Source organism: Thermomicrobium sp. 4228-Ro, from assembly GCF_026241205.1.
Lineage (GTDB): Bacteria > Chloroflexota > Chloroflexia > Thermomicrobiales > Thermomicrobiaceae > Thermomicrobium.
This window is the reverse complement of the sequence record NZ_JAPFQM010000001.1, coordinates 1675294-1696004: the sequence shown is the minus strand read 5'-3', so window position 1 is coordinate 1696004 and position 20711 is coordinate 1675294. Positions and strand designations below refer to the sequence as shown.

At 66.0% G+C, this 20711-nt stretch carries 20 protein-coding genes and 2 tRNA genes; 8 read left to right on the top strand and 14 right to left on the bottom strand.

Translation table 11 applies throughout. The annotated features are described in order from the left end of the window. The first annotated feature begins 39 nt into the window (after positions 1–39). Both OO015_RS08015 and OO015_RS08010 read left to right on the top strand, forming a co-directional pair. Positions 40–112, top strand: a tRNA-Arg gene (locus tag OO015_RS08015). 71 nt (positions 113–183) lie between these two features. Continuing rightward, positions 184–1410: a competence/damage-inducible protein A gene (locus OO015_RS08010; protein WP_265940707.1), complete on the top strand. Its 1227-nt coding sequence runs from the start codon at positions 184–186 to the stop codon at positions 1408–1410. Here the strand turns inward: OO015_RS08010 and OO015_RS08005 are convergent. Genes OO015_RS08005 through OO015_RS07990 form a run of 4 tightly spaced genes read right to left on the bottom strand, consistent with a single transcriptional unit; the run spans position 1295 to position 5469 of the window. Next, complete coding sequence (locus OO015_RS08005) at positions 1295–2395, bottom strand: glycosyltransferase (protein ID WP_265940706.1); 1101 nt, start codon at positions 2393–2395, stop codon at positions 1295–1297. The genes OO015_RS08010 and OO015_RS08005 overlap by 116 nt on opposite strands. Continuing rightward, the gene (gene ybeY / locus OO015_RS08000) at positions 2322–2804 is read right to left on the bottom strand and encodes an rRNA maturation RNase YbeY (RefSeq protein WP_265940705.1); all 483 of its coding nucleotides are present in this window, start codon (positions 2802–2804) and stop codon (positions 2322–2324) included. Before ybeY ends, OO015_RS08005 begins: the two co-directional genes overlap by 74 nt. After that, positions 2801–4966: an HD family phosphohydrolase gene (locus OO015_RS07995; protein ID WP_265940704.1), complete on the bottom strand. Its 2166-nt coding sequence runs from the start codon at positions 4964–4966 to the stop codon at positions 2801–2803. The genes ybeY and OO015_RS07995 overlap by 4 nt, the downstream gene beginning before the upstream one ends. Positions 4967–5001: 35 nt before the next feature. Beyond that, positions 5002–5469: a GatB/YqeY domain-containing protein gene (locus OO015_RS07990; protein WP_265940703.1), complete on the bottom strand. Its 468-nt coding sequence runs from the start codon at positions 5467–5469 to the stop codon at positions 5002–5004. 254 nt (positions 5470–5723) lie between these two features. On the opposite strand from OO015_RS07990, the gene OO015_RS07985 reads away from it, so the two are divergent. Together OO015_RS07985 and OO015_RS07980 are read left to right on the top strand one after the other, a co-directional pair. Next, on the top strand, positions 5724–6500 hold the full coding sequence (locus tag OO015_RS07985; RefSeq protein ID WP_265940702.1) for a hypothetical protein: 777 nt from the start codon (positions 5724–5726) through the stop codon (positions 6498–6500). Positions 6501–6718: 218 nt separating this feature from the next. Then, positions 6719–6792, top strand: a tRNA-Glu gene (locus OO015_RS07980). 32 nt (positions 6793–6824) lie between these two features. On the opposite strand, the gene OO015_RS07975 is transcribed toward OO015_RS07980, so the two are convergent. From OO015_RS07975 to groES, 8 genes are all read right to left on the bottom strand, one after another. Continuing rightward, a complete protein-coding gene (locus tag OO015_RS07975) occupies positions 6825–7373 on the bottom strand; it encodes a hypothetical protein (RefSeq protein WP_265940701.1) in 549 nt (182 codons plus the stop codon). Between the two features lie 68 nt (positions 7374–7441). Further along, entirely contained in the window at positions 7442–8242 is an 801-nt protein-coding gene (locus OO015_RS07970; RefSeq protein ID WP_265940700.1) for a class I SAM-dependent methyltransferase, read from the bottom strand. Next, complete coding sequence (locus OO015_RS07965; protein ID WP_265940699.1) at positions 8217–9509, bottom strand: SH3 domain-containing protein; 1293 nt, start codon at positions 9507–9509, stop codon at positions 8217–8219. The genes OO015_RS07970 and OO015_RS07965 overlap by 26 nt, the downstream gene beginning before the upstream one ends. Then, positions 9506–10819, bottom strand: a complete 1314-nt coding sequence (locus OO015_RS07960) for a hypothetical protein (protein ID WP_265940698.1) — start codon at positions 10817–10819, stop codon at positions 9506–9508. The genes OO015_RS07965 and OO015_RS07960 overlap by 4 nt, the downstream gene beginning before the upstream one ends. Further along, positions 10816–11742, bottom strand: coding sequence for a lysylphosphatidylglycerol synthase transmembrane domain-containing protein (locus tag OO015_RS07955; protein ID WP_265940697.1), 927 nt, complete (start codon positions 11740–11742; stop codon positions 10816–10818). Before OO015_RS07955 ends, OO015_RS07960 begins: the two co-directional genes overlap by 4 nt. Further along, positions 11739–12956: a glycosyltransferase gene (locus OO015_RS07950; protein WP_265940696.1), complete on the bottom strand. Its 1218-nt coding sequence runs from the start codon at positions 12954–12956 to the stop codon at positions 11739–11741. Before OO015_RS07950 ends, OO015_RS07955 begins: the two co-directional genes overlap by 4 nt. A gap of 128 nt (positions 12957–13084) precedes the next feature. Further along, entirely contained in the window at positions 13085–14707 is a 1623-nt protein-coding gene (groL, locus tag OO015_RS07945) for a chaperonin GroEL (protein WP_265940695.1), read from the bottom strand. Between the two features lie 52 nt (positions 14708–14759). After that, the gene (gene groES / locus OO015_RS07940; RefSeq protein WP_265940694.1) at positions 14760–15065 is read right to left on the bottom strand and encodes a co-chaperone GroES; all 306 of its coding nucleotides are present in this window, start codon (positions 15063–15065) and stop codon (positions 14760–14762) included. 215 nt (positions 15066–15280) lie between these two features. On the opposite strand from groES, the gene OO015_RS07935 reads away from it, so the two are divergent. Beyond that, positions 15281–16453: a pyridoxal phosphate-dependent aminotransferase gene (locus OO015_RS07935; RefSeq protein ID WP_265940693.1), complete on the top strand. Its 1173-nt coding sequence runs from the start codon at positions 15281–15283 to the stop codon at positions 16451–16453. Here OO015_RS07935 and OO015_RS07930 read toward each other — a convergent pair. Beyond that, entirely contained in the window at positions 16450–17274 is an 825-nt protein-coding gene (locus tag OO015_RS07930; protein WP_265940692.1) for a Nif3-like dinuclear metal center hexameric protein, read from the bottom strand. The genes OO015_RS07935 and OO015_RS07930 overlap by 4 nt on opposite strands. A gap of 116 nt (positions 17275–17390) precedes the next feature. Here OO015_RS07930 and selD point away from each other — a divergent pair, with 116 nt between their 5' ends. Genes selD through ispE form a run of 3 tightly spaced genes read left to right on the top strand, consistent with a single transcriptional unit; the run spans position 17391 to position 20222 of the window. After that, positions 17391–18458, top strand: coding sequence for a selenide, water dikinase SelD (gene selD, locus OO015_RS07925; RefSeq protein WP_265940691.1), 1068 nt, complete (start codon positions 17391–17393; stop codon positions 18456–18458). Beyond that, complete coding sequence (rsmA, locus tag OO015_RS07920; RefSeq protein WP_265940690.1) at positions 18427–19302, top strand: 16S rRNA (adenine(1518)-N(6)/adenine(1519)-N(6))-dimethyltransferase RsmA; 876 nt, start codon at positions 18427–18429, stop codon at positions 19300–19302. Before selD ends, rsmA begins: the two co-directional genes overlap by 32 nt. Beyond that, positions 19299–20222 carry a 4-(cytidine 5'-diphospho)-2-C-methyl-D-erythritol kinase gene (ispE, locus tag OO015_RS07915; RefSeq protein ID WP_265940689.1) on the top strand — a complete coding sequence of 308 codons (924 nt, stop codon included), beginning with the start codon at positions 19299–19301 and terminating at the stop codon, positions 20220–20222. Before rsmA ends, ispE begins: the two co-directional genes overlap by 4 nt. Positions 20223–20235: 13 nt before the next feature. On the opposite strand, the gene OO015_RS07910 is transcribed toward ispE, so the two are convergent. After that, on the bottom strand, positions 20236–20709 hold the full coding sequence (locus tag OO015_RS07910) for a PaaI family thioesterase (protein WP_265940688.1): 474 nt from the start codon (positions 20707–20709) through the stop codon (positions 20236–20238). Positions 20710–20711 lie beyond the last annotated feature (2 nt).

The following is a 20711-nucleotide window of genomic DNA, read 5'->3' as shown; positions in this document are numbered from 1 at the left end:
GGCCAGCGGTTTTGCTACACTCTCTATTGCTGGGCGTGGGCCCTCGTAGCTCAAGGGATAGAGCGCTTGGCTTCGAACCAAGAGGTTGGGGGTTCGAATCCCTCCGAGGGTACGGACGGAGCGAGCGGGGAATCTTCCCTGCTCGCTCGTTCCTTTTGGACAGCGAGAGGGAGAGCCGAACACATGGACGCAGTCGTCCTCTCGATCGGTACCGAACTCATCGACGGGCACCTCACCGACACCAATGCTACCTTTCTCGCACAGGAACTCGCGGCGCTCGGTATTCGCCTGCGGTGGATTTCCCAGGTCGGGGACGACCTCGAGACGATCGTCCGCGTCCTGCGCCGTGCCTGGGAGGATGCCGAACTGATCGTCACGACCGGCGGGATCGGCCCGACCGAAGACGACCTGACCCGAGAAGCGATCGCGACCCTCCTGGAGGAGCCGCTCACGATCGACCCGGAACTCGCCGGACAGATCCGCGCCTTCTTCGCGGCGCGCGGGCTGGTCATGCCGGAACGAAACGTGAAGCAAGCCTACCGGATCCCCTCCTGTGAACCGCTTCCCAACCCGATCGGTACGGCACCCGGCTGGTTCGTCCGGCGCGACCAGCACGTGATCGTCAGCATGCCGGGTGTCCCACGGGAGATGCTGCGCATGTGGCGCGAGCAGGTCGTGCCGCGACTGCTGCCCCTCCTCGGTGGCGGTGTCATCCGCTTCCGCACGCTCAAGACGATCGGTTTGGGCGAGTCCCTGGTCGAGGAACGGCTCCACGACTTGATCGCGCGTGGGCTCCCGCGTGTCGCCACCTATGCCAAGGACGACGGTGTGCACGTCCGCATCAGCGTGCAGGCCGACGACGAGCCGACCGCCCAGCGCCTCCTGGCCGAGACCGAGCAGGAAATCCGACGACGGCTCGACCGGCACATCTACGGGACGGACGACACGACGCTCGGCGCGGCCATTCTGGAGCCGCTGGCTGCGACCGGTTGGTGTCTGGCACTCGTCGAGCAGGGGAATGGCGGACGCTTTGCAGCGCTGCTCGCTGAGGAGTCGGCAGCGCAGCAGCACCTCCGACAAGCCCTGGTTCTGACCGAGCCGATCGCTCCGGATACGGCGCTCATCGAGCACACGCGCCGAGCGGCCCGCTCCGCTCGGGAGTCGACCGGCGCTCCGTGCGCGGGAGCGATCGCGGTTCGGTTCGGGTCGGGCGAGACAGCCGACCGGACACCTGGTGAGGCAGCGTTCGTGCTCGTGACGCCGCACGGAATGGACGAACGTGAGCAGACCCTGGTCACGCATCCCCAGGAGTTCCGTCGGCGGGTGACGTTGTGGGCAGCCGAGTTCTTCCTCCTCGCACTGCGGGAGGCGGCGGCACGTGCTCGGGGATCGACCGCCAGGTCCGCCTGAGGCCATAGCGACCCGCGCGCCAGGCGAGCCCGATCGGGTACCCCGCTTGTTTGGCGACATCGCCGACCAGCCGCACGAGTGGAATCAGTAGGGCAGCTTGGGCGAGCCAGCGACGCGGGAAGGCCGAGCGTCGCCTCCAGAGCCGCCGGTACGGCCGCCGGAGGTAGGCGAGTGCACCGATCCCCGCGAGCAGAAAGAGCCACCAGCGCCGGAGCCAGATGACCAGCGGCAGGAAGCCGAGATAGGTCGCATATCGGACGGCATGGCGAGCCGCGAACAGGCCCGCCTTCCCGTCGCCGCGCGCATACCGAAAGTATTGGAGCGCGAAGGCGCCGAGCGAACGGCGCGGGCGGTACCGGACGATCGCGCCTGGCTCGAAAGCGAACCGGGCACCCGCGCGCTGGAGCCGGAGGTCGAAGACGACATCCTCGCAGTAATCGAGCCACTCCGGGTAGCGCAGGCCAGCCAGGAACAGGCTCCGGCGGAAGGCGACCGACCGGCTCGAGGGCAAGAAGCGGGCCGGGACGACCTCGTCCACATCGGGCAACGTCGTGACGGCCAGCGCCAGCTCGACCGGCGTGCGCGGGTCGGCGACGAAAAAGCCGCTCACCACGTCTGGAGGCTGGGCTGTCTCGAACGGCGCGACAAGTCGCTCCAGCCAATCCCGTTCGAGGATGACCCCACCGTCGGTCACGGCGACGATCTCGCCGGTCGCTTCAGCGACCGCCCGGTTGCGCCCCTCGGCGATCGTCGCTCCCGGCAGGACGATGATGCGGAGCGGCAGGCGATCCTGCCAGCGCTCGAGCAGCGCCACCGTCTCGTCCTGCGAACCACCGTCGACGACGACAATCTCGTCCGGACGTCGCGTCTGCTGCTCTACCGACGCGAGGAGTTCCGGCAGCGATGCCGCTTCATTCTTGACTGTCAGAACGAGACTGACGCGCTTTCGGTTCCCAGGCACCCGGTCGTTCGGCTTCGAAGGCACGGAGCAGCTCCTCCTGGCGAGCGAGCATACGCGAACGTTCCGGTTCGCTGAGATCATCGTAGCCGGTCAGGTGCAAGAGGCCGTGCAGAGCGAGAAACGCGATCTCCCGTCCTACCGAGTGACCAGCATCGCGGGCCTGCTCGGCTGCCGTCTGGGCGGAGACGGCGATATCGCCGAGATACGGTGGATCACCGGGGAAGCTCATCACGTCGGTCGGCCCCGGAATACCCTGGAAACGCTCGTGCAACTCAGCGATTTCCTTATCCGAGCAGACCCAGACGCTCACCGCACCGCTGACCCCCTCACGTTCGGCAGCGAAACGCAAGAGATCGGCCAGGCGCCGTACGGCGACCGGTCGCCCGAGCCCCTCGCTGATCCGCACGCTCACCCGAAGCCGCGAGCGCCTCATGCTTCCGCCGCCGCTCGTTCGTCGACCGGTGCCGCCACCGGTTCGCGGGCCACCTCGGGATATTCCACACGCGGATGATAGACGCCTTCGAGCAGCGAGAGGAAGACCTGGCGGATCTCGCTGATCTGCCGCAACGTCAAGTCGGACTCGTCCAGCTGGCCGTCCTCGAGACGCTCGCGGATCACCCGGTCGACGATTTCGGTCAAACGCCGTGCGGTCGCGTGCGGGTCGCTCGGGTCGTACAGCTTCCCTGCCTGAGCGGCAGCACGCACGGCCGCCTCGACACTGTCGGCCAGCATGACGATCGCTGCCTCCTTCGATTGTGGCCGTGGCCCCGGATACCGGAACTCTTCCTCCTCGACCGGCAGCCCCAATTCCTTCGCCTTGGCGTAGAAGTACTTGATCAAGGTCGTGCCGTGGTGTTGCTGGATGATCTCGACGATCGGTTTCGGGAGCCGCGCCCGTTTGGCGAGCTTGACGCCCTCGGTGACGTGTTCCTTGATCAGCCGGGCACTGGTGACCGGATCGAGCACGTCGTGCACGTTGACCCGGTTCGCTTGGTTTTCCACGTAGAGCTCCGGGTGCAGCACTTTACCGATATCGTGGTACAGCACGGCCACTCGGGTCAGGAGCGGGTCAGCGCCGACCGCTTCGGCCGCAGCCTCAGCGAGGTTGCCGACCACGAGGCTGTGGTGGTAGGTTCCCGGCGCTTCGCGCGCCAGGCGTGCCAGGAGAGGTTGCGTCGGATGAGCCAGCTCGAGAAGCTGGAGATGCGTCGTGATCCCGAGAAGGCGCCCCAGCAGACTGAACGAGAGGAAGCAGAGGCTCGACGAGAGCACACCATTGATGCCGCTCTGTACCAGCACCATTCCCGCGAGCGGGAGATCCACCACCGTTTCGCCGAGGGCGAACAAACCCACCAGCGCCGTCGTCGCAGTCGTCGTAGCCACCGCGGCGCCGCCCCACAAGAAGGTCATCGTTCGCTCGGCACGCCAGACGACTGCCGCACCGGCCAGACCAGCGAAGCCGGCGACCAGCGCGGTCAGGAGCGAGAAATCGTCGAGGATGCCGAGAGCAAGTGCCAGGAACCAGCTCGCCAGTGTCGCGGTTCGGAAATCGAGCAGCACAGCCAGGAGCATGACCGTACCGGCCACCGGGAACGCGTAGCGAAGCTCCGGAACGACGATGACCAACCGGCCAGCCAGGACGGTCAGCACGACCAAGCCGACGATCAGCAACAGCTGACGCGTCTGCCGTGTATGCTGCATCGACCGGTAGAGCGCGACCACGAAAGCGGTCGCCCAGAGGACGAGCAGCCCGAGGAGGCCGAGGAATTCCGGCCAGGTCTCGCGCGGCGACAGCAAGCCGAAATACTCGAGTTTTTCGATCGCCTCCGGAGTCACCGGATCCCCATCGCGGACGATCGCCTGTCCCTCCTGCACGGTGACCATGACCGGGGGAACCGCCTGTGCCGCCGCTTCTCGCGCCGCCCGCGTCGCTTCCTCGTCGATCCGTACGTTCGGTCGGATGAACGGCCGCACCAGCGCGACAACGAGTCGCCGCTCCACTGCTGTCAATTCGAGCGAGACTCGATCCGGGAGCTGCTCCTTGATCTGCGCCACGTTGTCGGAACGCACGTCCTCGGCCAAGACGGTCGAGAGCAAACGGCGAGCTTCGCCTTCGATCCGGCCCCAGCTCGCATCGGAGAGACTCACCAGGAGCTGCGCATCCTCGGCACTCAGCCCTTCCAGGGCAGCCTGGGCCTGTTGCGTCGCAGCAGCGAGATCAGCCCCACGCTGTGCCCGGATCGACTCGATTTGCGAGAGGAGACGGTTCAGCGCGTCCAGCTGGGCCGCTTCGACTGAGGGATCGCGGACGAGCACGATGTTGCGTGCATCGTCGTATGCTTCCTGCCGGGCCTGCTGAGTCAGGAGCTGTGACTCGAACGTGGCTGTGTAGGGAGCCTTGATCGTCCGGTCAGCGATCTGTCCCGGGCGTAGCGTGACCCCGCTCGCCTCCCAAACCCCATACACCAGGACGGCGGTCGGGAGCCAGAGGGACAGGAGCACACCGAGCCAGAGCAGAACCTCACGGGCACGCTGGTTCGGTGCGAGCGAGAACACAGTAACCGCGTCACGCTGTCTACGCAGAAGCGAACGCACAGCCGCTCGCCACCCCCGGTCGATCTCGGTCGGCTTCACTGCGCAGCTTGGGCCGCCTCGGCAAGTGCCCGCTGCGCCGCCTCGGCGATGGCTCGCCCCTCAGCCCGTGGGCCGACTCGTTCCCGCAAGACCGGCATCACGCGCCCCATGTCGCGCGGACCGGTCGCTCCGAGTTCTCGCACGACGGTACGAGCGAGGTCGAGGAGTTCCTGGGGCGAGAGCTGCTGCGGTAGGTACGACTCGAGCACCTTGATCTGCGCTTCCTCGCGCTCGACCAGGTCCTGCCGTCCGCCCTGTGCGAACTGCTCGATCGCCTCGCGCCGCATCTTGATCTGACGACGGATCACCTCGATGATCTCGTCGTCCGTCAAGGGGCGCCCTTTGTCGATCTCCCGATTCTTGATCTCAGCACGCAGGAACCGTATGACCTCGCGCTTGGTGGCATCACCGGTGCGAACAGCATCTTGCAGATCAGCGAGCAACCGTTCTGCTAGCGTACTCACGGAAACCCTCTCGTCCATCCTCCGAGTCGAACCGGGTCGCGAAACCGATACTCGATCCTCATTCCGCTCGGCTCCGGCGCAGTATAGTCGAGAGGACGAAGGACCGTCAAACCGGTACCGTTACCGGGCAAAGGGCTTCCGTACACTGCCGCCCGCGTAGTCCGTCAGCGACACCAGCCACAGACGGACCGCTGACGCGGAAAGAAGGTCGTGCCGTGCCAGACGAGCCAGTGAACCGGCGCGGAAAGACGGCGATGAGTGCACCTCCTCCAGGTCCAGGCGGACCAGCGCACCGGAGCGTTCACTGGCTCAAGCGAGCGCTCTGGGTCCTCGTTGTCGCGAACGTCCTCCTCGCTGTCGCTGGCATCCTCGACACCGGCACCGTACTCGTTGTAGTTGGGCTGCTCGAAGCAGCTGCGCTGACGCTCGCCCTGGCACTCCCCTGCCGCGCTCTTCGCGCAGCACGCCACTCTGGTGAGTCACGAACCGATAAGGTACTCATCGCACTGTCCTCGGTACTGCCTGACCGGCTGGCCCGGTTCATCGTGCTGGAACTCATCACCTTCAGCACTCTGGCACGGTGGTTCCTGCGTCGTGTCCCGGCCCCAGCACAGTCGTTCACCTACCGCAAGCGCTCGATGCTGGGAGTCGTCTTGCTCCTCGTCCTCTTGACGACTCCCGGAGAACTCGTGCTCGTCCACGCCGTGCTCCCCTGGACATGGGCACGCTGGGTCGCGGCAGCCGTATCGGTCTACGCGCTCCTCTGGCTGCTCGCGCTCTGGGCGAGCCTCCGCGTCCACCCCCACGAGATCGACGACGGCACGCTCGTGCTGCGCTGGCTGTACCTCCATGCAGTGCACATCCCTCTGGACACCGTGCACGCGGTTGTCGAGCGGAGCGAGCGGTCCCCGGTGGGCGTGACGGCCTCATCGTCCATGGCGACACCGCCTGGATCGCGGTCAGTGGGCGCACCGACGCGCTCGTCGAACTCGTGCACCCCGCCACCGCATACCGCTTTCTCGCACCAGTAGCGCCGGTGCAGCGCATCCATGTGGCCGTCGACGATCCGGAACGATTCGCTCGAGCGGTCACGGAAGCGGCCGGCAGGCACAGCGATCCGCCAGCGTCCTTCTCGGTACTCCACACCGATCCACGAGCTCGCGGAGTGGATCCGGGCAGACACGGTCCTACTGATGCCTCCTGACTGGACAGCGGAGGAGCGAACCTGCTATACTCTCCGCAGTGCCGCGGCGCATTCGTCTAGCGGCCAAGGACACCGCCCTCTCAAGGCGGAGATCACGGGTTCGAATCCCGTATGCGCCACGCAAGGTCGCCCCGCGTTAGCGGGGCGTTTCTCATTGGACCACCTCGAGGCGATCGCCGAGCAGGAGCGGTTGTTCCACCTCGTTCCCGCTCTCGTCGGTGAAGCGGAGCATGGTACGCGCGCGCCCCCAGACCACGACGACAGTTCCCTCCCGCAGGCGCGTCGTATCCACTGCGACGCGATAGGTCGGAAACAGAACGACGATCGCTCGCCAATCGTCGCGACCCGGACCATACGCTACGCGGAGCTGGACGAACAAGAGTTCGCCTTGCTCGATCACCGTCCACACTGTGCCACGGTAGCGTAACGGCTGATCAGCGTAGGTGGCGAGGTCTCGATAGAGTTCGCGTACGTCGACATCGTCACGATAGGTCGACTCGGCTGGTGTCGGGACAACCGTGACTGGGCCGAACACCGAGGGCAACTGGTCCACCGGAACGAGAGGCTGCGCGGTCGGTGTCGGCATCACTGCTTCGGGGGTCCGGATTCCGATCGGACCACCGAGCGGAGCCCGGAAACACCCGGCACAGAGCAAGGCGAGCCAAACCAGGCAAATCCACCGCACTGCGACCGACTCCATCGATAACCCACCATGCAGATAACACGAGTGTGCCTCAGCGCGCGACAAAAAGCAGCCCGTACCGAACGCTACCAGCGCGTTGCCACCACCTCGAGATGCGGTCGCAGCAGAACAGGCAGATTGCCGATCGGGAGTCGCGCCGCCAAGAAGCGGAGCATCCGTGTCGGCACTTTCCGCAGCTGTGCCGGAGTCAGGCGTGGTTGCGCGACGAAACGGACCGTGAAGCCGTGACGAGCGAACAGCTGACGCAACTCGCGTGGCGAGAGCATCGACGGGTGCCAGAACGGGTAGTCGTCCAGTCCAGCGAGCCGGTAATAGAGCTCAGCCAGCGGACGGTTCGGTGTCTTCACGAGATACAGCCCGCCTGACCGCAGGACACGCGCTACCTCAGTGAGGTGCGCGTCCAGATCGTCCACGTGCTCGATGAGATCGGCCGCGATGACGAGATCGAACGTCTCAGCCGCGAACGGCAGGGACTCGGCTTCAGCCAGGACGAGACGCGCAGGTGTTCCGCGTCGTCTCGCTTCGGCGAGCGCTGTCTGCGCGAGGTCCAGGCCGACCAGGTGGATGAAACCGCGCGCGGCGAGATCACGCAAGAGCGCCCCACCCCCACAACCGAGCTCCAGAATCCGGAGCGAGCGCGGGAGACGGTCGAGCACCCGAAGCAAGCCGAACGGTGGATTGTAGCTGCCATACGTGTTCGCCCAGCCCGGGTACTGTCGGTCGACCGCCTCGTAGAAGCGACGGCGGAGGACACGATCCGGACGCTGGCGACGGTAGCGAGCACTACACGAAGGACACAGGAAGCTCCGCCCCATGAACGCTGTCCCACAGAGGACACACTCACGACGCGACCGTTCGACGACCACCGTACCTCCAGCTCCAGACAATGGCGGCGAGAACGAGACTCAGCACCACGAAATACCCCACCAGCAGGGGCACATCACGAGAAAGGAGCCGGGCCGCCCGGAAAAGCGCGTCGTGGCCGATCCGCAGAATCGGCAGATCTTGAGCGTACCGGGCGTTGAACACGACCCCACCCCAAATGCCCGGGTCATCTTGACTGACGAGCGGCAGGTTCCCAGGTGGGCGCACGTTCGACCAGTGCACGATGAGGGGACGGTCACCCGCTTGAATGACGATCCGCAGGTAGGTATCGCGTGTCGGCCGGATCGGCGCGAAGCGAACCTCGAGCGTCCCTTCCACCCCCGACCAGCGGCCCGTATCGAGAGGGGCTTCCGCCAGCATCATCGGCGCATAGCTGGGCCGGAAGACCAGGTCACCGCTCGTCGGATCACCCCAGAGGGTGACCGCATGGCCGGGCGAGGAGCCGACGGCTTCGATCGTGAACCGGTAGGTCTCACGGTAGGAGTCCGCAATCGGCTCGAACCGGAACGTGACGTGGCTCTCGTCGGTCAGAGTAGATACGTCCAGTCGCGACTCACGCAGCAAAGCACCGGTCCGCTCGTCGTAGAGCCGCAGGACGAGTGTTCCTTCGTTCTTTCGCACGGGCTCGGGGAGGTACGCGAAGGCACTCCGGTCGATATACCCCTCGCGGCCATCGGCGAGCCGCACGCGAATCCAGCCTTCCCGGCTCCCGAGCACTTCGACGGAGCTGCCCCCGGCAAGACTCGCGAGCTCGCGACCAGCGATCGGTGCTTCCCGGACGAGCGCTGTCAGATCCTCGCGCAGGCGGCCGATTCCCGTACCGACGTCTGCACCGAATGTTCCGACACGGACCGTGATACCGTCGAGACCGGGATACCGGGACAGAAACGTCTGCTCGACGACGCGGCTCGGCAGGAGTTCGCCGATCCAGCCCTGCGTCGCCGGCCAGGCGTAGAAATCGTTGTCGGGATAGCGCGGATCGACCTCAGGCGCGTAGAAGACCCGCAGGATCGCCCCACCGCCGAGCGACGGACGCTCGTTGGGGCCGAAACTGGTTGGAAGATTCAACCGCACCGCCACCGCCGTCAGCCCATCGGCTGCCGAGTAGAACGGCTGCTCGAGTGTCGTCCGAACGGTCAGGGTACTCACGGTCGGTGGCAAGGACGCGACGAGCGCCGCCGGCACGCGACAACCAGTAGTCAGGACGAGCACCGTGACGAGCAGCAGGCACAGCCGGATGTGCGTCATCGGCGTCCTCCGACGAGCTCACCTTGCCGCTCCCGCCGAGCGGATGGGTCGAGCACTCCCTCTTCGAGAACCAGCCAGCCGATCCAGAGCGTCACTCCGGTGAACGCTGCGCGCACGACCGGCTGCCACACAGCAGGCGGGATCAGCGCCGCCGCGACGAGCTGCGGATCGGGCAACGTCGCGACGAACGACTGTCCGAGCGGAAGGAAGAGCTCGGTCGTCACGCTCGCTCCCCAGCGGAGCAGCCAGAGCACGAACAGACCGGCCTGCAACCCCGCGATGACTCGGCCGCTCCCGTTCCGTGCCAGCACCGGCACAGCGAACGGTATCGCCCACACGACATACTGGGGATGGACCGGAATGAGCGCGACGACGGTGCACAGGAGCGCACCAGCGATCGCACGGTAGGCGTCGACGCCGAGCGGTGCCCGTGCGATCCAGTAGCAGAGAGCCAGCACGTAGAGCAACGGGAAGAGTGCCAGCGGTGTGTCGTCACCGACCGGGACAGCGAGCGCCACGAGATAGCGCACGTGCGGGTAATCGCCGAGCAAGGTGAGCGTGGGGCTCCTCCCGGAGCGAACGACGAAGAAGAGGTCGATGAGCGACCACACAGTAGTCGTGGCACCGAGCACGAGGAGCACCTGACGCCACGATCGGCGGAGCGACACGATATAGAAGGGTAAGACGAACGCCGGGAAAAAGCGCGCGACCGCAGCCAGTGCACTCAGCAGGAAACCGAGCCAGCGACGCTGGCGCGAAGCGGCGAGGCAGCCAGCGACCAGCAACGCGATCCAGATCGTCTCGTGCCGGCCGAAGAGCGCACTGGTGTAGATGACGATCGGGTTCAACCACCAGAGCGCGAGGAGCCAGCGGCGCGGCCCACCCGGTGCCAGTCGCAGCAGGAGCCAGCCAGTCAGCGCGTCACCCAGAAGGTACGGGAGTTTGAGCAGGACCAGCGCGCGGGCCAGATACCGATACGCGAGAAACCGCTCGATATCGGCGGGCTGGGCACCCAGTCCCGCCACGCCAGCGGTGGGAGACCAGAGATCACCGCTCGCTGGAAGCAGCAGGCGGACGAACGCGAACCATGCGGTGTGAACCAGCTGCGCGACGAGCTGCGAGTTCCAGGCGAACCAGTCGCCGCTCGTCACCGCGAGAGCAGCGCGCGAGTAGACCTGATAGAGGTCGCTGTGGAAGGTCACCGGCAGGAAGATGAGGCGAATCGCGAGCCCGACACTCCAGATCCCCACCATGACCGGGTCGAACGTTGCGGTTCGCCATTTCGATGGAAGTCCCGACCAGCGCTTCACTGTCGGATTCTCCGCGCGATGCTGGTCACCACCCCGGCCGCTCCCAATCCGGTCAAGGTGACGAGGCGTTGCCAGGCCAGAACCGCCCCGACCACGACGGGATCCCAACCGAGCCAGCGGGCCAGCAGCACACCGGTCGCCTCGCGGATACCGAGACCGCCTGGGATCGGCGAGAGCGCGCCGACGATCCCCGGGCCACCGAGCAAGACGAACAGCCCGCCCCAGTCGACCGGAAGCCGGGCAGCGGCGACGAGCCATGCCAGCACGAGCAATTCAACACCCCAACGACCTACAGTCGCGAGCCAGACGACCGGGTCGCGCCAGGTCTCCCGCAGGACTCCATAACCGACCGTTACCACCTCGAGACCGAACTTCCGAACACGTGCGGAGAGGGCGGCGGCCAGGCCGGCTCCGGCCACTCCAGCCAGCACGAGCATACCGAGCACGGAACGCGTGCGGAACGACACGAGAGTGATCGGTACGACTACGGTCGGCCGGATCTGCCAGAAGCCGACCAACGCGCAGCTTGCGAGCACCGCGAGATCGAGCGCTTGCTCGATCACCAGGGTCGGCAACGCTCGCCGCACCCCGATACCCAACCATTGCCGAGTCGCGACGACCTTCGCCGGTGCCCAACCGAACGCGGGGACGAGGTAGTTGGCGGCAGATGCTGCCACCGTAACACGGATCGCTTCGAGCAACGGAACCCGCTGGTCAGCGATTTCCAGCAACCGACGCCACCGCCAGGCATGACAGAGTGGCAGCAGTGTCGCCAGAGCCGCAGCGGGAAGCAAGACGGACACCGGCATCGCACCGAGCGCACGGCCGAGTTCGGCCGGCCCCAAGCGCCACAGCAATAGCGCCAGGATCGCGACACCAGCGGCTAGTCGCCAGGCTCGCGACCGATGCTGCCCCGCCCTCACGGTACACGCCGCCGCGTACTGCGCTGTTGCCGTTCGATGCGCTCGAAGAGCGGCCGCAAGGCACGTGCGCGCGCCCGCGTCGAGGCCCGCTGCTCGAATACCCGGCGTGCTGTCCGGCCGATCCGATCACGCACGTCCCGCGATCGGAGCGAGCGCATCGCTCCGGCCAACGCCTCGCTGTCACCCGGCGGTACCAGTACCGCGCACGGCTCTCCTGCCGCCAGCCAGCGCAGTGCCGGGCTATCGCGGGTGACGATCGTCGCACCCATCGCCATCGCTTGATACACCTTGTTCGGCACCACTCGAGCAGCCTTGGCAGTCCCGCCGAAGATCCCGAGGACGATATCGGCCCAGGCGATCCAGCCTGGGAGTTCCGTTTCAGGAACCCACGGAATGAAGGTCACCTGCGCCAAGCCGAGTTCGCCAGCCCGTCGTCGCACCGCCGCCTCGCACTGCCCAGTCCCGATCATGACCAGTGCGATCTGCTCCCCAGCTCGTTCCAGTCGATGCACCGCCTCGACGATCGTTTCCGCCCCGTGCAGGGGGCTATACGTTCCGTAAAAGAGAACGCGCAACGGGCCGGACTTGTCGCACGGGGTCGCCGCCCGGCGCGCGGGATCGAATACTTCCTCGTCAGCCCCCACCGGGACGACGAGAAACCGATCGAGCGGGAGTCCCGCCAAAGCTGCCCAATAAGCCGCCTGTTGGGGCGTATCGGCGAGGATGACATCGACGGCGCGAAAGGCACGCCGGTCGAGCCAGCGCACCAGGCGCGCCCGCCACGAACCGGGAGAGAGCAGACGACGATCTTCGATGAACGTCTCGGTCAGGGAGACGAGCGGATCGAACAACACCGTGCAACCGGCTCGCCGGGCGAGCGGTGACCACAGAACAGCATCCCACTGGCCGGGATACCCGATCAAGGCGAGATCGGCCCGCGCCAGTGCTGGTACTGCACGCACCAGGAGCCTCGCCTCTCCAGCCACGATCCGCCGGCCCAGCTGCGCGAGTGCCCGCGTCGCTCGCGCGGGCTGCAGCCGGTCGCCGATCCCCTCGACCACCGGCACGTGCAGGTCGGCAACCTGCGCCCCGGCCGCGAGCAACGCTGCTGCCGTCGTCCGGTTCCGTGCGTAGGCCCTGTCGAAGAGCCCGAGACGGACAACGCGGAGGCGACCGCCGGTCAGCTCGGTCGAGTCCGTCAGCGCCTCACCCATCGCCCTCTCCTGCCAGGCATCCCACACCGCCTGACCGGCTGCAGTGTACTCGGCCCGGAGGGAGCGGGAACAAAAAACCGGGGATGCTGGGCAGCATCCCCGGCCGAGCGTTCGCGTCGGAGCAGCGCTCAGTACTCCATGCTCGGCGCCGGCGTCTTCTCCTTCTCCGGCTTCTCGGTGATCAGCGCCTCGGTCGTGAGGATCATCGCCGCCACCGAAGCCGCGTTCTCGACCGCCGAGCGGGTCACCTTCACCGGGTCGATGACACCCCACTCGAGGAGGTCACCGTACTCCTCGCGGATGACGTCGTACCCGATGTTCGGGTTGTTCTGCTCCTTCTGGAGCCGTCGCACCGTCTCGATCACGACCGAGCCGTCGAGACCTGCGTTCTCGACGATACCGCGGAGCGGCTCCTCCAGCGCCCGCTTGACGATCATCACGCCGGTCTTGATGTCACCCTCGGCCTGCACCTCGTCGAGCGCGGAGATCGCGTTGAGGAGCGCCACACCACCACCCGGCACGATACCCTCTTCGACCGCGGCGCGGGTCGCGCTCAAGGCGTCCTCGACGCGGTGCTTCTTCTCCTTCAGCTCGACTTCGGTCGCCGCACCGACCTTGATGACGGCGACACCGCCGGCCAGCTTGGCCAGCCGCTCCTGCAGCTTCTCGCGATCGAAGTCGCTGGTCGTCTGCTCGATCTGGGCCTTGATCTGCTCGATCCGCGCCTTGATGTCCTCCTCGCGACCGTACCCTTCGACGATCGTCGTCTTGTCCTTGGTCGCGACGACACGGCGGGCGCGACCGAGATCCTCGAGGCGAGCCGTTTCGAGCTTGCGACCGAGTTCCTCGGAGATCACCGTACCACCGGTCAGGATCGCGATGTCGCGGAGCATCTCCTTGCGGCGATCACCGAAGCCCGGTGCCTTGACCGCGAGCGCGTTGAGCGTTCCGCGCAGCTTGTTGACCACCAGCGTCGCCAGCGCCTCGCCCTCGACGTCCTCCGCGATGATCACGAAGTTCTTGCTCACCTGGAGGGCCTTCTCGAGGATCGGCAGGATGTCGGAAACCGCGGAGACCTTCTTATCGGTGATGAGGATGAACGGTTCCTCGACCACGGCCTCCATCCGCTCGGGGTTGGTTACGAAGTACGGGGAGATGTAGCCGCGGTCGATCTCCATACCTTCGGTGTATTCGACCTCGAAGGCCAGGCCCTTCGACTCTTCGACGGTGATGACACCGTCCTTCCCGACCTTCTCCATGACCTCGGCGATCAGGTTCCCGATCTCCGGGTCAGCCGCCGAAATCGTCGCCACGTGCGCGATATCCTCGCGGCCACGGACCTCCTTAGCCATCGACTTCAGCCGCTCGACCACGGCCTTGGTCGCCAGCTCGATACCGCGCTTGAGCAGCATCGGGTTAGCACCGGCCGCGACGTTGCGGAGCCCCTCGTGGACGATCGCCTGGGCGAGAACCGTCGCTGTCGTCGTCCCGTCACCGGCCACGTCGTTGGTCTTGGTCGCAGCCTCCTTCAGGAGCTGCGCACCCATGTTGGCGAACGGGTCCTCGAGCTCGATCTCCTTGGCGACCGTCACACCGTCGTGGCTGACCGTCGGAGCGCCGTACTTCTTGTCCAGCGCCACGTTGCGCCCCTTCGGCCCGAGCGTCGTCTTCACCGCATTCGCGAGAATGTCGACGCCTTCTTTCAACGACTGCCGTGCCTGCTCATGGAAGCGGATCATCTTCGCCGGCATAGTTCCCCTCCTGTTCCGAACGATCGACCGCTCACCGTACCGACGCTGAGACTTATTCGCTCAAAATGGCAAGAATATCCTTCTCGCTCAGGATCAGATATTCCTCGTCATCGATCTTGAGCTCGGTGCCGGCGTACTTGGCGAACAGCACCTCATCGCCCACCTTCACCTCCATCGGCAGGCGCTTCCCGTCATCGGTCAGCCGCCCTGGCCCGACCGCGACCACCTGTCCACGCTGCGGCTTCTCCTTCGCCGTATCCGGAAGGACGATCCCGCTCTTGGTAACCTCTTCCTTCTGGATCGGCTTCACCACGACCCGATCACCCAGCGGCCGGATTTTGGTCGTCGTCGCCGTCATGTCCGTCCCTCCTCCGCATCGCTTAGCGGTCTCCCTGTCCGACCGGTTAGCACTCGCACGCCGAGAGTGCTAACCGCCAAGTATCGTACTCAGGCGCGCACCACTTTTCAAGGGGTCAACGATGACTGTTTGCGTCGAGTCATGTCAGGACGATAAACACTCGCAGGCGGCATAATCGGCACGAGCGGAGCGTACGCCTGCGGAGAGGAGGAACCGTGCTGCAGTACCGTGTCGCCGAGCGAGTCCGTCAGTTGCGCCCGTCGCCCACGCTGGCTGTGAGTGACCGCGCCCGTGCCCTGCGCCAGCAGGGTATCGACGTCATCGATCTCGGCGGTGGCGATCCCGACTTTCCGACCCCGAAGCATATCTGCCAGGCTGCCGCCGACGCGATGTTCCGCGGCGAGACACATTACGTCGCGAGTGCGGGTATTCCGGAATTGCGCCGCGCGATCGCTCGCAAGTTGCAGGTAGAGAACGGTGTCCAGGTCAGCGCGGATGAGATCATCGTCACGCCGGGCGGCAAGGCGGCGCTGTTCGTGTCGATCCTCGCCCTCGTCGGCCCCGGCGACGAGGTGCTCATGTTCGATCCCGGCTGGGTCTCCTACGAGCCGATGGTCATCATGGCCGGCGCACGCTGCCTGCATGTCCCACTCCAGCCGAAGGAGAACTATCGCATCACCCGCGAGGCCATCGAGGCGGTGCTGACGCCACAGACTCGGGTGATGATCGTCAATAGCCCGAACAATCCGACCGGTCGGGTGCTGACCCGGGAGGAAGCGGAAACGATCGTCGCCGTCGCCCGGGAGCATGACCTGCTCGTCATTTCCGACGAGATCTACGAGAAGATCATCTACGACGGCCGCGAGCATCTCAGTCTCGCTGCTTTCCCAGGCATGGCCGAGCGGACGCTCACCGTGAACGGGTTCTCCAAGGCCTACGCGATGACGGGTTGGCGTCTGGGGTACGTCGCTGGGCCGGCGCCGCTGATCAAGCAAATCATGAAAGTGCACAGCCACTCGGCGACCTGCGCCACCTCCTTCGCCCAGTGGGGTGGTGTTGCTGCGCTGGAAGGGCCACAGGACGCGATCGCTGAAATGGTAGCGGCCTGGGATCGGAGACGTCGGTTCGTAACCGAACGGCTCAACGCGATTCCTGGTTTCCACTGCCCATTACCGGAAGGCGCATTCTACGCTTTCCCAGATGTGAGCGGCACCGGGCTCTCCGGCCAGGAAGTGGCGCAGAAGCTGATCGACGAGGCGCACGTCGGTGTCACGCCCGGTGACGCCTTCGGCGAGTCCGGGGCGAGCTGTATCCGGCTCAGCTTCGCGACCGCCGACGAGTTGCTCGAACGCGCACTCGACCGGATCGCCAAGGTGTTCGGCGGCTAGATGCCGAGCCGAACGATCTCGACACCGCGCCGCGCCACTTCAGCCAGGTACCGGTTGATGCCCACCCGGTCGCCGGCGAGGTGACCGACCACGATGACGGTGCCTACTGCGTCGAAGCGGAGGCGTTCCGCTTCCTCGGGCGCCAGGTGGAGATAGATAACGGTATCGACCCCGTGCGCGAAATATGCCTGTGCGACCGGCGCGCCACCGTTGGTTCCCGCTCCGTGCACGACGGCGATCCGGCGCGCCGGGCGATCGATCGCGCCGACCGGCACCATGATCGAGGTGTCCGCCTCCGCGAACTCGGGAAGCGTGCGCAGCGCGTCGATCACGTCTTGCACCGTGCACTCGCGGTCGAGTTGCGAACGGTAGCGCTCGATCGCTTCCACCATGATCCGCCGACCGATCTCGTCGAGCGGTAAGTGCAGATTCAGGAACGGCAAGCCGAGCGCACGCGCCACCGCCGGCACCTGGTCGTAGTTCGCCGCGTGCGCCCGCAGGACGGCGCGCGAGACGAGCGGCTGCAGCGCAGCTTTCGCCGCTGTCGGGTCGACGCCGTGCTCGACCATCAGTTCCACATGTCGCGTGAGTACCTCGGGGAAACGCAAGACTGCTCGCCCACCAGCCGGATGATGGGCCAGCACACCGTCACACCCGAGCTCCCGTGCCAGAAGGAGCTCGGCTGTTCCGACATCGAGTGCGACCAATAGCCGTTCGATTCCTTCTCCTCGGACGTACACCTCGCTGTCGGCGGGAAGCTTGCGCATCCCCGCCATCTCGAGCGCGATCGACACGAGTTCGTCCGTACTGATCCCACCCATACCTGTCCTCCCCTTCGCGCAGATTGTCGCACAGGAGAGGCTGCACCCCGAGCGAACTCGCCGAAGAGTCGACGCCGGAGTACTATTGCCGCCAGAGTGTCGGAAGAGGTGCGGTGATGACCGACCGGCGTGAGGCGATTCGGTTGACAGCACTTGCCAGCTGCGCTGGTTGAGCAGGAAAGCTCGCTCCAGCGGCATTGGCGCAGGTGCTGCGCCCGCTCGAGTTCCAGAGCGATCCCCGGTTGCTCGTCGGCCTCCAGGCGAGCGACGATGCCGCAGTGTACCTCGTCGACGACGGACTCGCACTCGTCCAGACGCTCGATTTCTTCCCACCCGTCGTGGACGATCCCTACACCTACGGCGCGATCGCTGCGGCCAACGCGCTGAGCGACGTCTACGCGATGGGCGGCGAGCCGTTCCTGGCGCTCAACATCGCCGCCTGGCCGAACGATCTCCCCCTGGAACTACTGACCGAGGTTTTCCGTGGTGGACTCGACAAGGCCCGGGAAGCCGGTGTCGTGATCGCTGGAGGGCATACGGTGACGGACGACGAGCCCAAGTACGGACTGGTCGTGACCGGGCGCGTCGAACCCGACCGTATCCTCGCCAAGCGTGCAGCTCGTCCGGGCGAACTCCTGTACCTCACCAAACCGATCGGCACCGGCGCGATCACCACTGCGCTCAAAGCCGGAGTCGCCGAGCCATCCCACGTCGAGGAGGCAGTCGCCTGGATGCTCCGGCTCAACCGGACGGCGAGCCGTCTCCTGGTCGCACACGGGATCCGCGCTTGCACCGACGTGACCGGGTTCGGTCTCGCTGGGCATGCCAGCGACATCGCGCTGAAGAGTGGTGTCCGGCTGGTGATTGCCGCCCGAACCGTGCCCATCCTCGAAGGAGCCGAACTGTACGCTCGGGCCGGGCGCCTGCCTGGTGGCGCGCAGCGCAATCGCGCCTTCTACGCCGAGGGGCCGGACGCCGTCGTCCGCCGTGGCCGGGGAATCCCGACCGTTCTCTGGGATCTCCTCTTCGATCCGGTCACCTCAGGTGGCCTGCTCTTCACTGTCCCAGCCGAACGCGCGTCATCGATCGAGCAGGCATTCCGCGAAGCGGGTGAACCACTCTGGCGAATCGGTTTCGTCGACGAGGGTTCCGGTGTCGACGTCGTCGCCGAACTCGCTGGATAGCCACCCCGCTGCACGATCCCCACGTGGTCAGCTGCGGGCCACCCTCGCCGAACTCGGCATCCGACCACGCAAGGCGCTCGGCCAGCATTTCCTGCACGATCGCTCGATCGTCCAGCGCATCGTCGCATCCGCCGACCTGAGTCCCGACTCGCTCGTCGTCGAAATCGGCCCCGGGCTGGGTATCCTGACGGAAGCACTGGCTCGCCACGCCGGGCGTGTGATCGCGATCGAACTCGATGACAAGCTCGCTGCCTTCCTCGCGGAGCGGTTTCGCAGCTCCAACGTCACTGTGCTGCACGGCGACGCCCTTCGGATCGATTTCGCTGACGTTACGCGTGGAGCGCCCTATGTCGTCGTCGCGAACCTACCCTACAACGTCGCCACCCCGATTCTCGAACGACTGCTCACGGCCGCGCATCCTCCGACCCGCCTGGTCGTGATGGTGCAACGGGAGGTCGCCGAGCGCATGGTGGCGATACCGCCCGACATGAGCTTCCTGAGCGTGCTGGTCCAGTTCTTCGCTCGGCCCCGGATCGCCTTCCGGGTCGGGCCGGGAGCCTTCACACCACCGCCGAAAGTCGAAAGTGCCGTCGTCGTTCTCGAACCACGAGAGCCACCTCTGGCGCGCGAGGAGTGGCCGCGTTTCTTTCGCCTCGTGCAGGCGGGATTCGCGCAGCGACGCAAGCAGCTGGTGAACGCTCTCGCCAGTGAGCTGGGGCTCGACAAAGAACGCGTCCGGGCACTCCTGGTCTCGGCCGGCATCGAACCGACCCGGCGTGCCGAAACGCTGACCCTGGACGAGTGGCTTCGCCTGTACCGGGCATTTCGAGAGGAACTCCGATGATATCCTGGCGCGTCGTTCCCCGTGCACCAGTTTCGGTACCTGCGCCAGCCAAGTTGAATCTCGGTCTCGAAGTACTCGGTCGACGCCCGGACGGCTACCACGACATCGTGACCATTCTCCAGACGATCGATCTCTGCGACGAACTCTGCTTCGATCCTGCCGATGTCTGCGACTACCAGCCACCCGCTTCGCTCAGCGACGATCTGGTCGCTCGCGCACTGCATCTGCTCCGGCAGCGCGGTGTCGAACTCACGGCCCGTCTTCGCCTCAGCAAGCGGATACCGGTCGCGGCGGGGCTGGGCGGTGGATCGAGCGATGCTGGGACGCTACTGGGTATCCTCCTGCGCGCCGGGGTGCCACGCCAGCTGGTCGAAGAAACCGCACACCAGCTCGGGAGCGATGTTCCGTTCTTTCTGGACGGCGGAACCGCACTGGCGCGCGGGCGCGGAACCGAACTCGAGCCACTCCCGTCGCCGGACGGCTGGTTCGTCCTGGTAGTACCAGAACTGACGCTCGGCAGCAAGACGCGCCGCCTGTATGCCGCGCTCACGCCAGCCGATTACAGTGATGGTTCTGCCACTCTCCGCCAGGCCGGGCGACTGCGCGCCGGGCTCGGGCTCGATCCGAGGCTCGTTCGCAACGTCTTCTTGCGTCCGCTTTCAGCGTTCCACGAAGTCCAACGCACGCTCGAGGCTTTCGCCGCCGCTGGAGCCCGTTGGGCCTGGCCGAGCGGAGCTGGACCGGCGATCTTCACCTGGTGCCCGGAGCGCACCGCGGCAGAAGCGATCGCGAGCCGACTCGAGCACGCTGGTCTGCGACCGATCCTCGCTGCACCGTACGAGCCGGACTGGCAGTCCGTGAGCGTGAACTTCACGCTCCAGACGACAGAGACATCGCCACCGCTCTTGCCGAAGGGGTAGCCCGAACGAGCTCTCACTCGCTGTCTGCCGTGGCCGACCGGATATACTGCTCCCGCCACGACTTCTCACGGTCCGCAGCGACAGGGAGGAAAGTTCCCTCCGCTTCGGCCAGTAGGGTTCCCTGGACAGCATCGCGGATTTCCGCACGGGCCCGCACGAGCCGACGCTCCGACCGCTCGACCCAACCACGGAGACGGAGTTGCTGACCGACCGCAACTGGCCGGCGGAAAGCGATCGACAGGTGGGCCGTCACCATCAGCCGCCCGGCCGTGCTGATCACCGCCCAGCTCATCGCCTCGTCGAGCAGCGTCGCGAGGATCCCGCCGTGGACGAGACCGATGTATCCCTCGTGCTCCGGTTGCGGCGTGAAGGAGGCCTCGACGCCCTCCTCCTCCCGATAGAAGGCCAACTTGAGCCCGATCGGATTGCGCTCACCACATCCGAAGCAGCCATGATCGGTCACTCGGTTGACACGCTCGCCTGCCATCG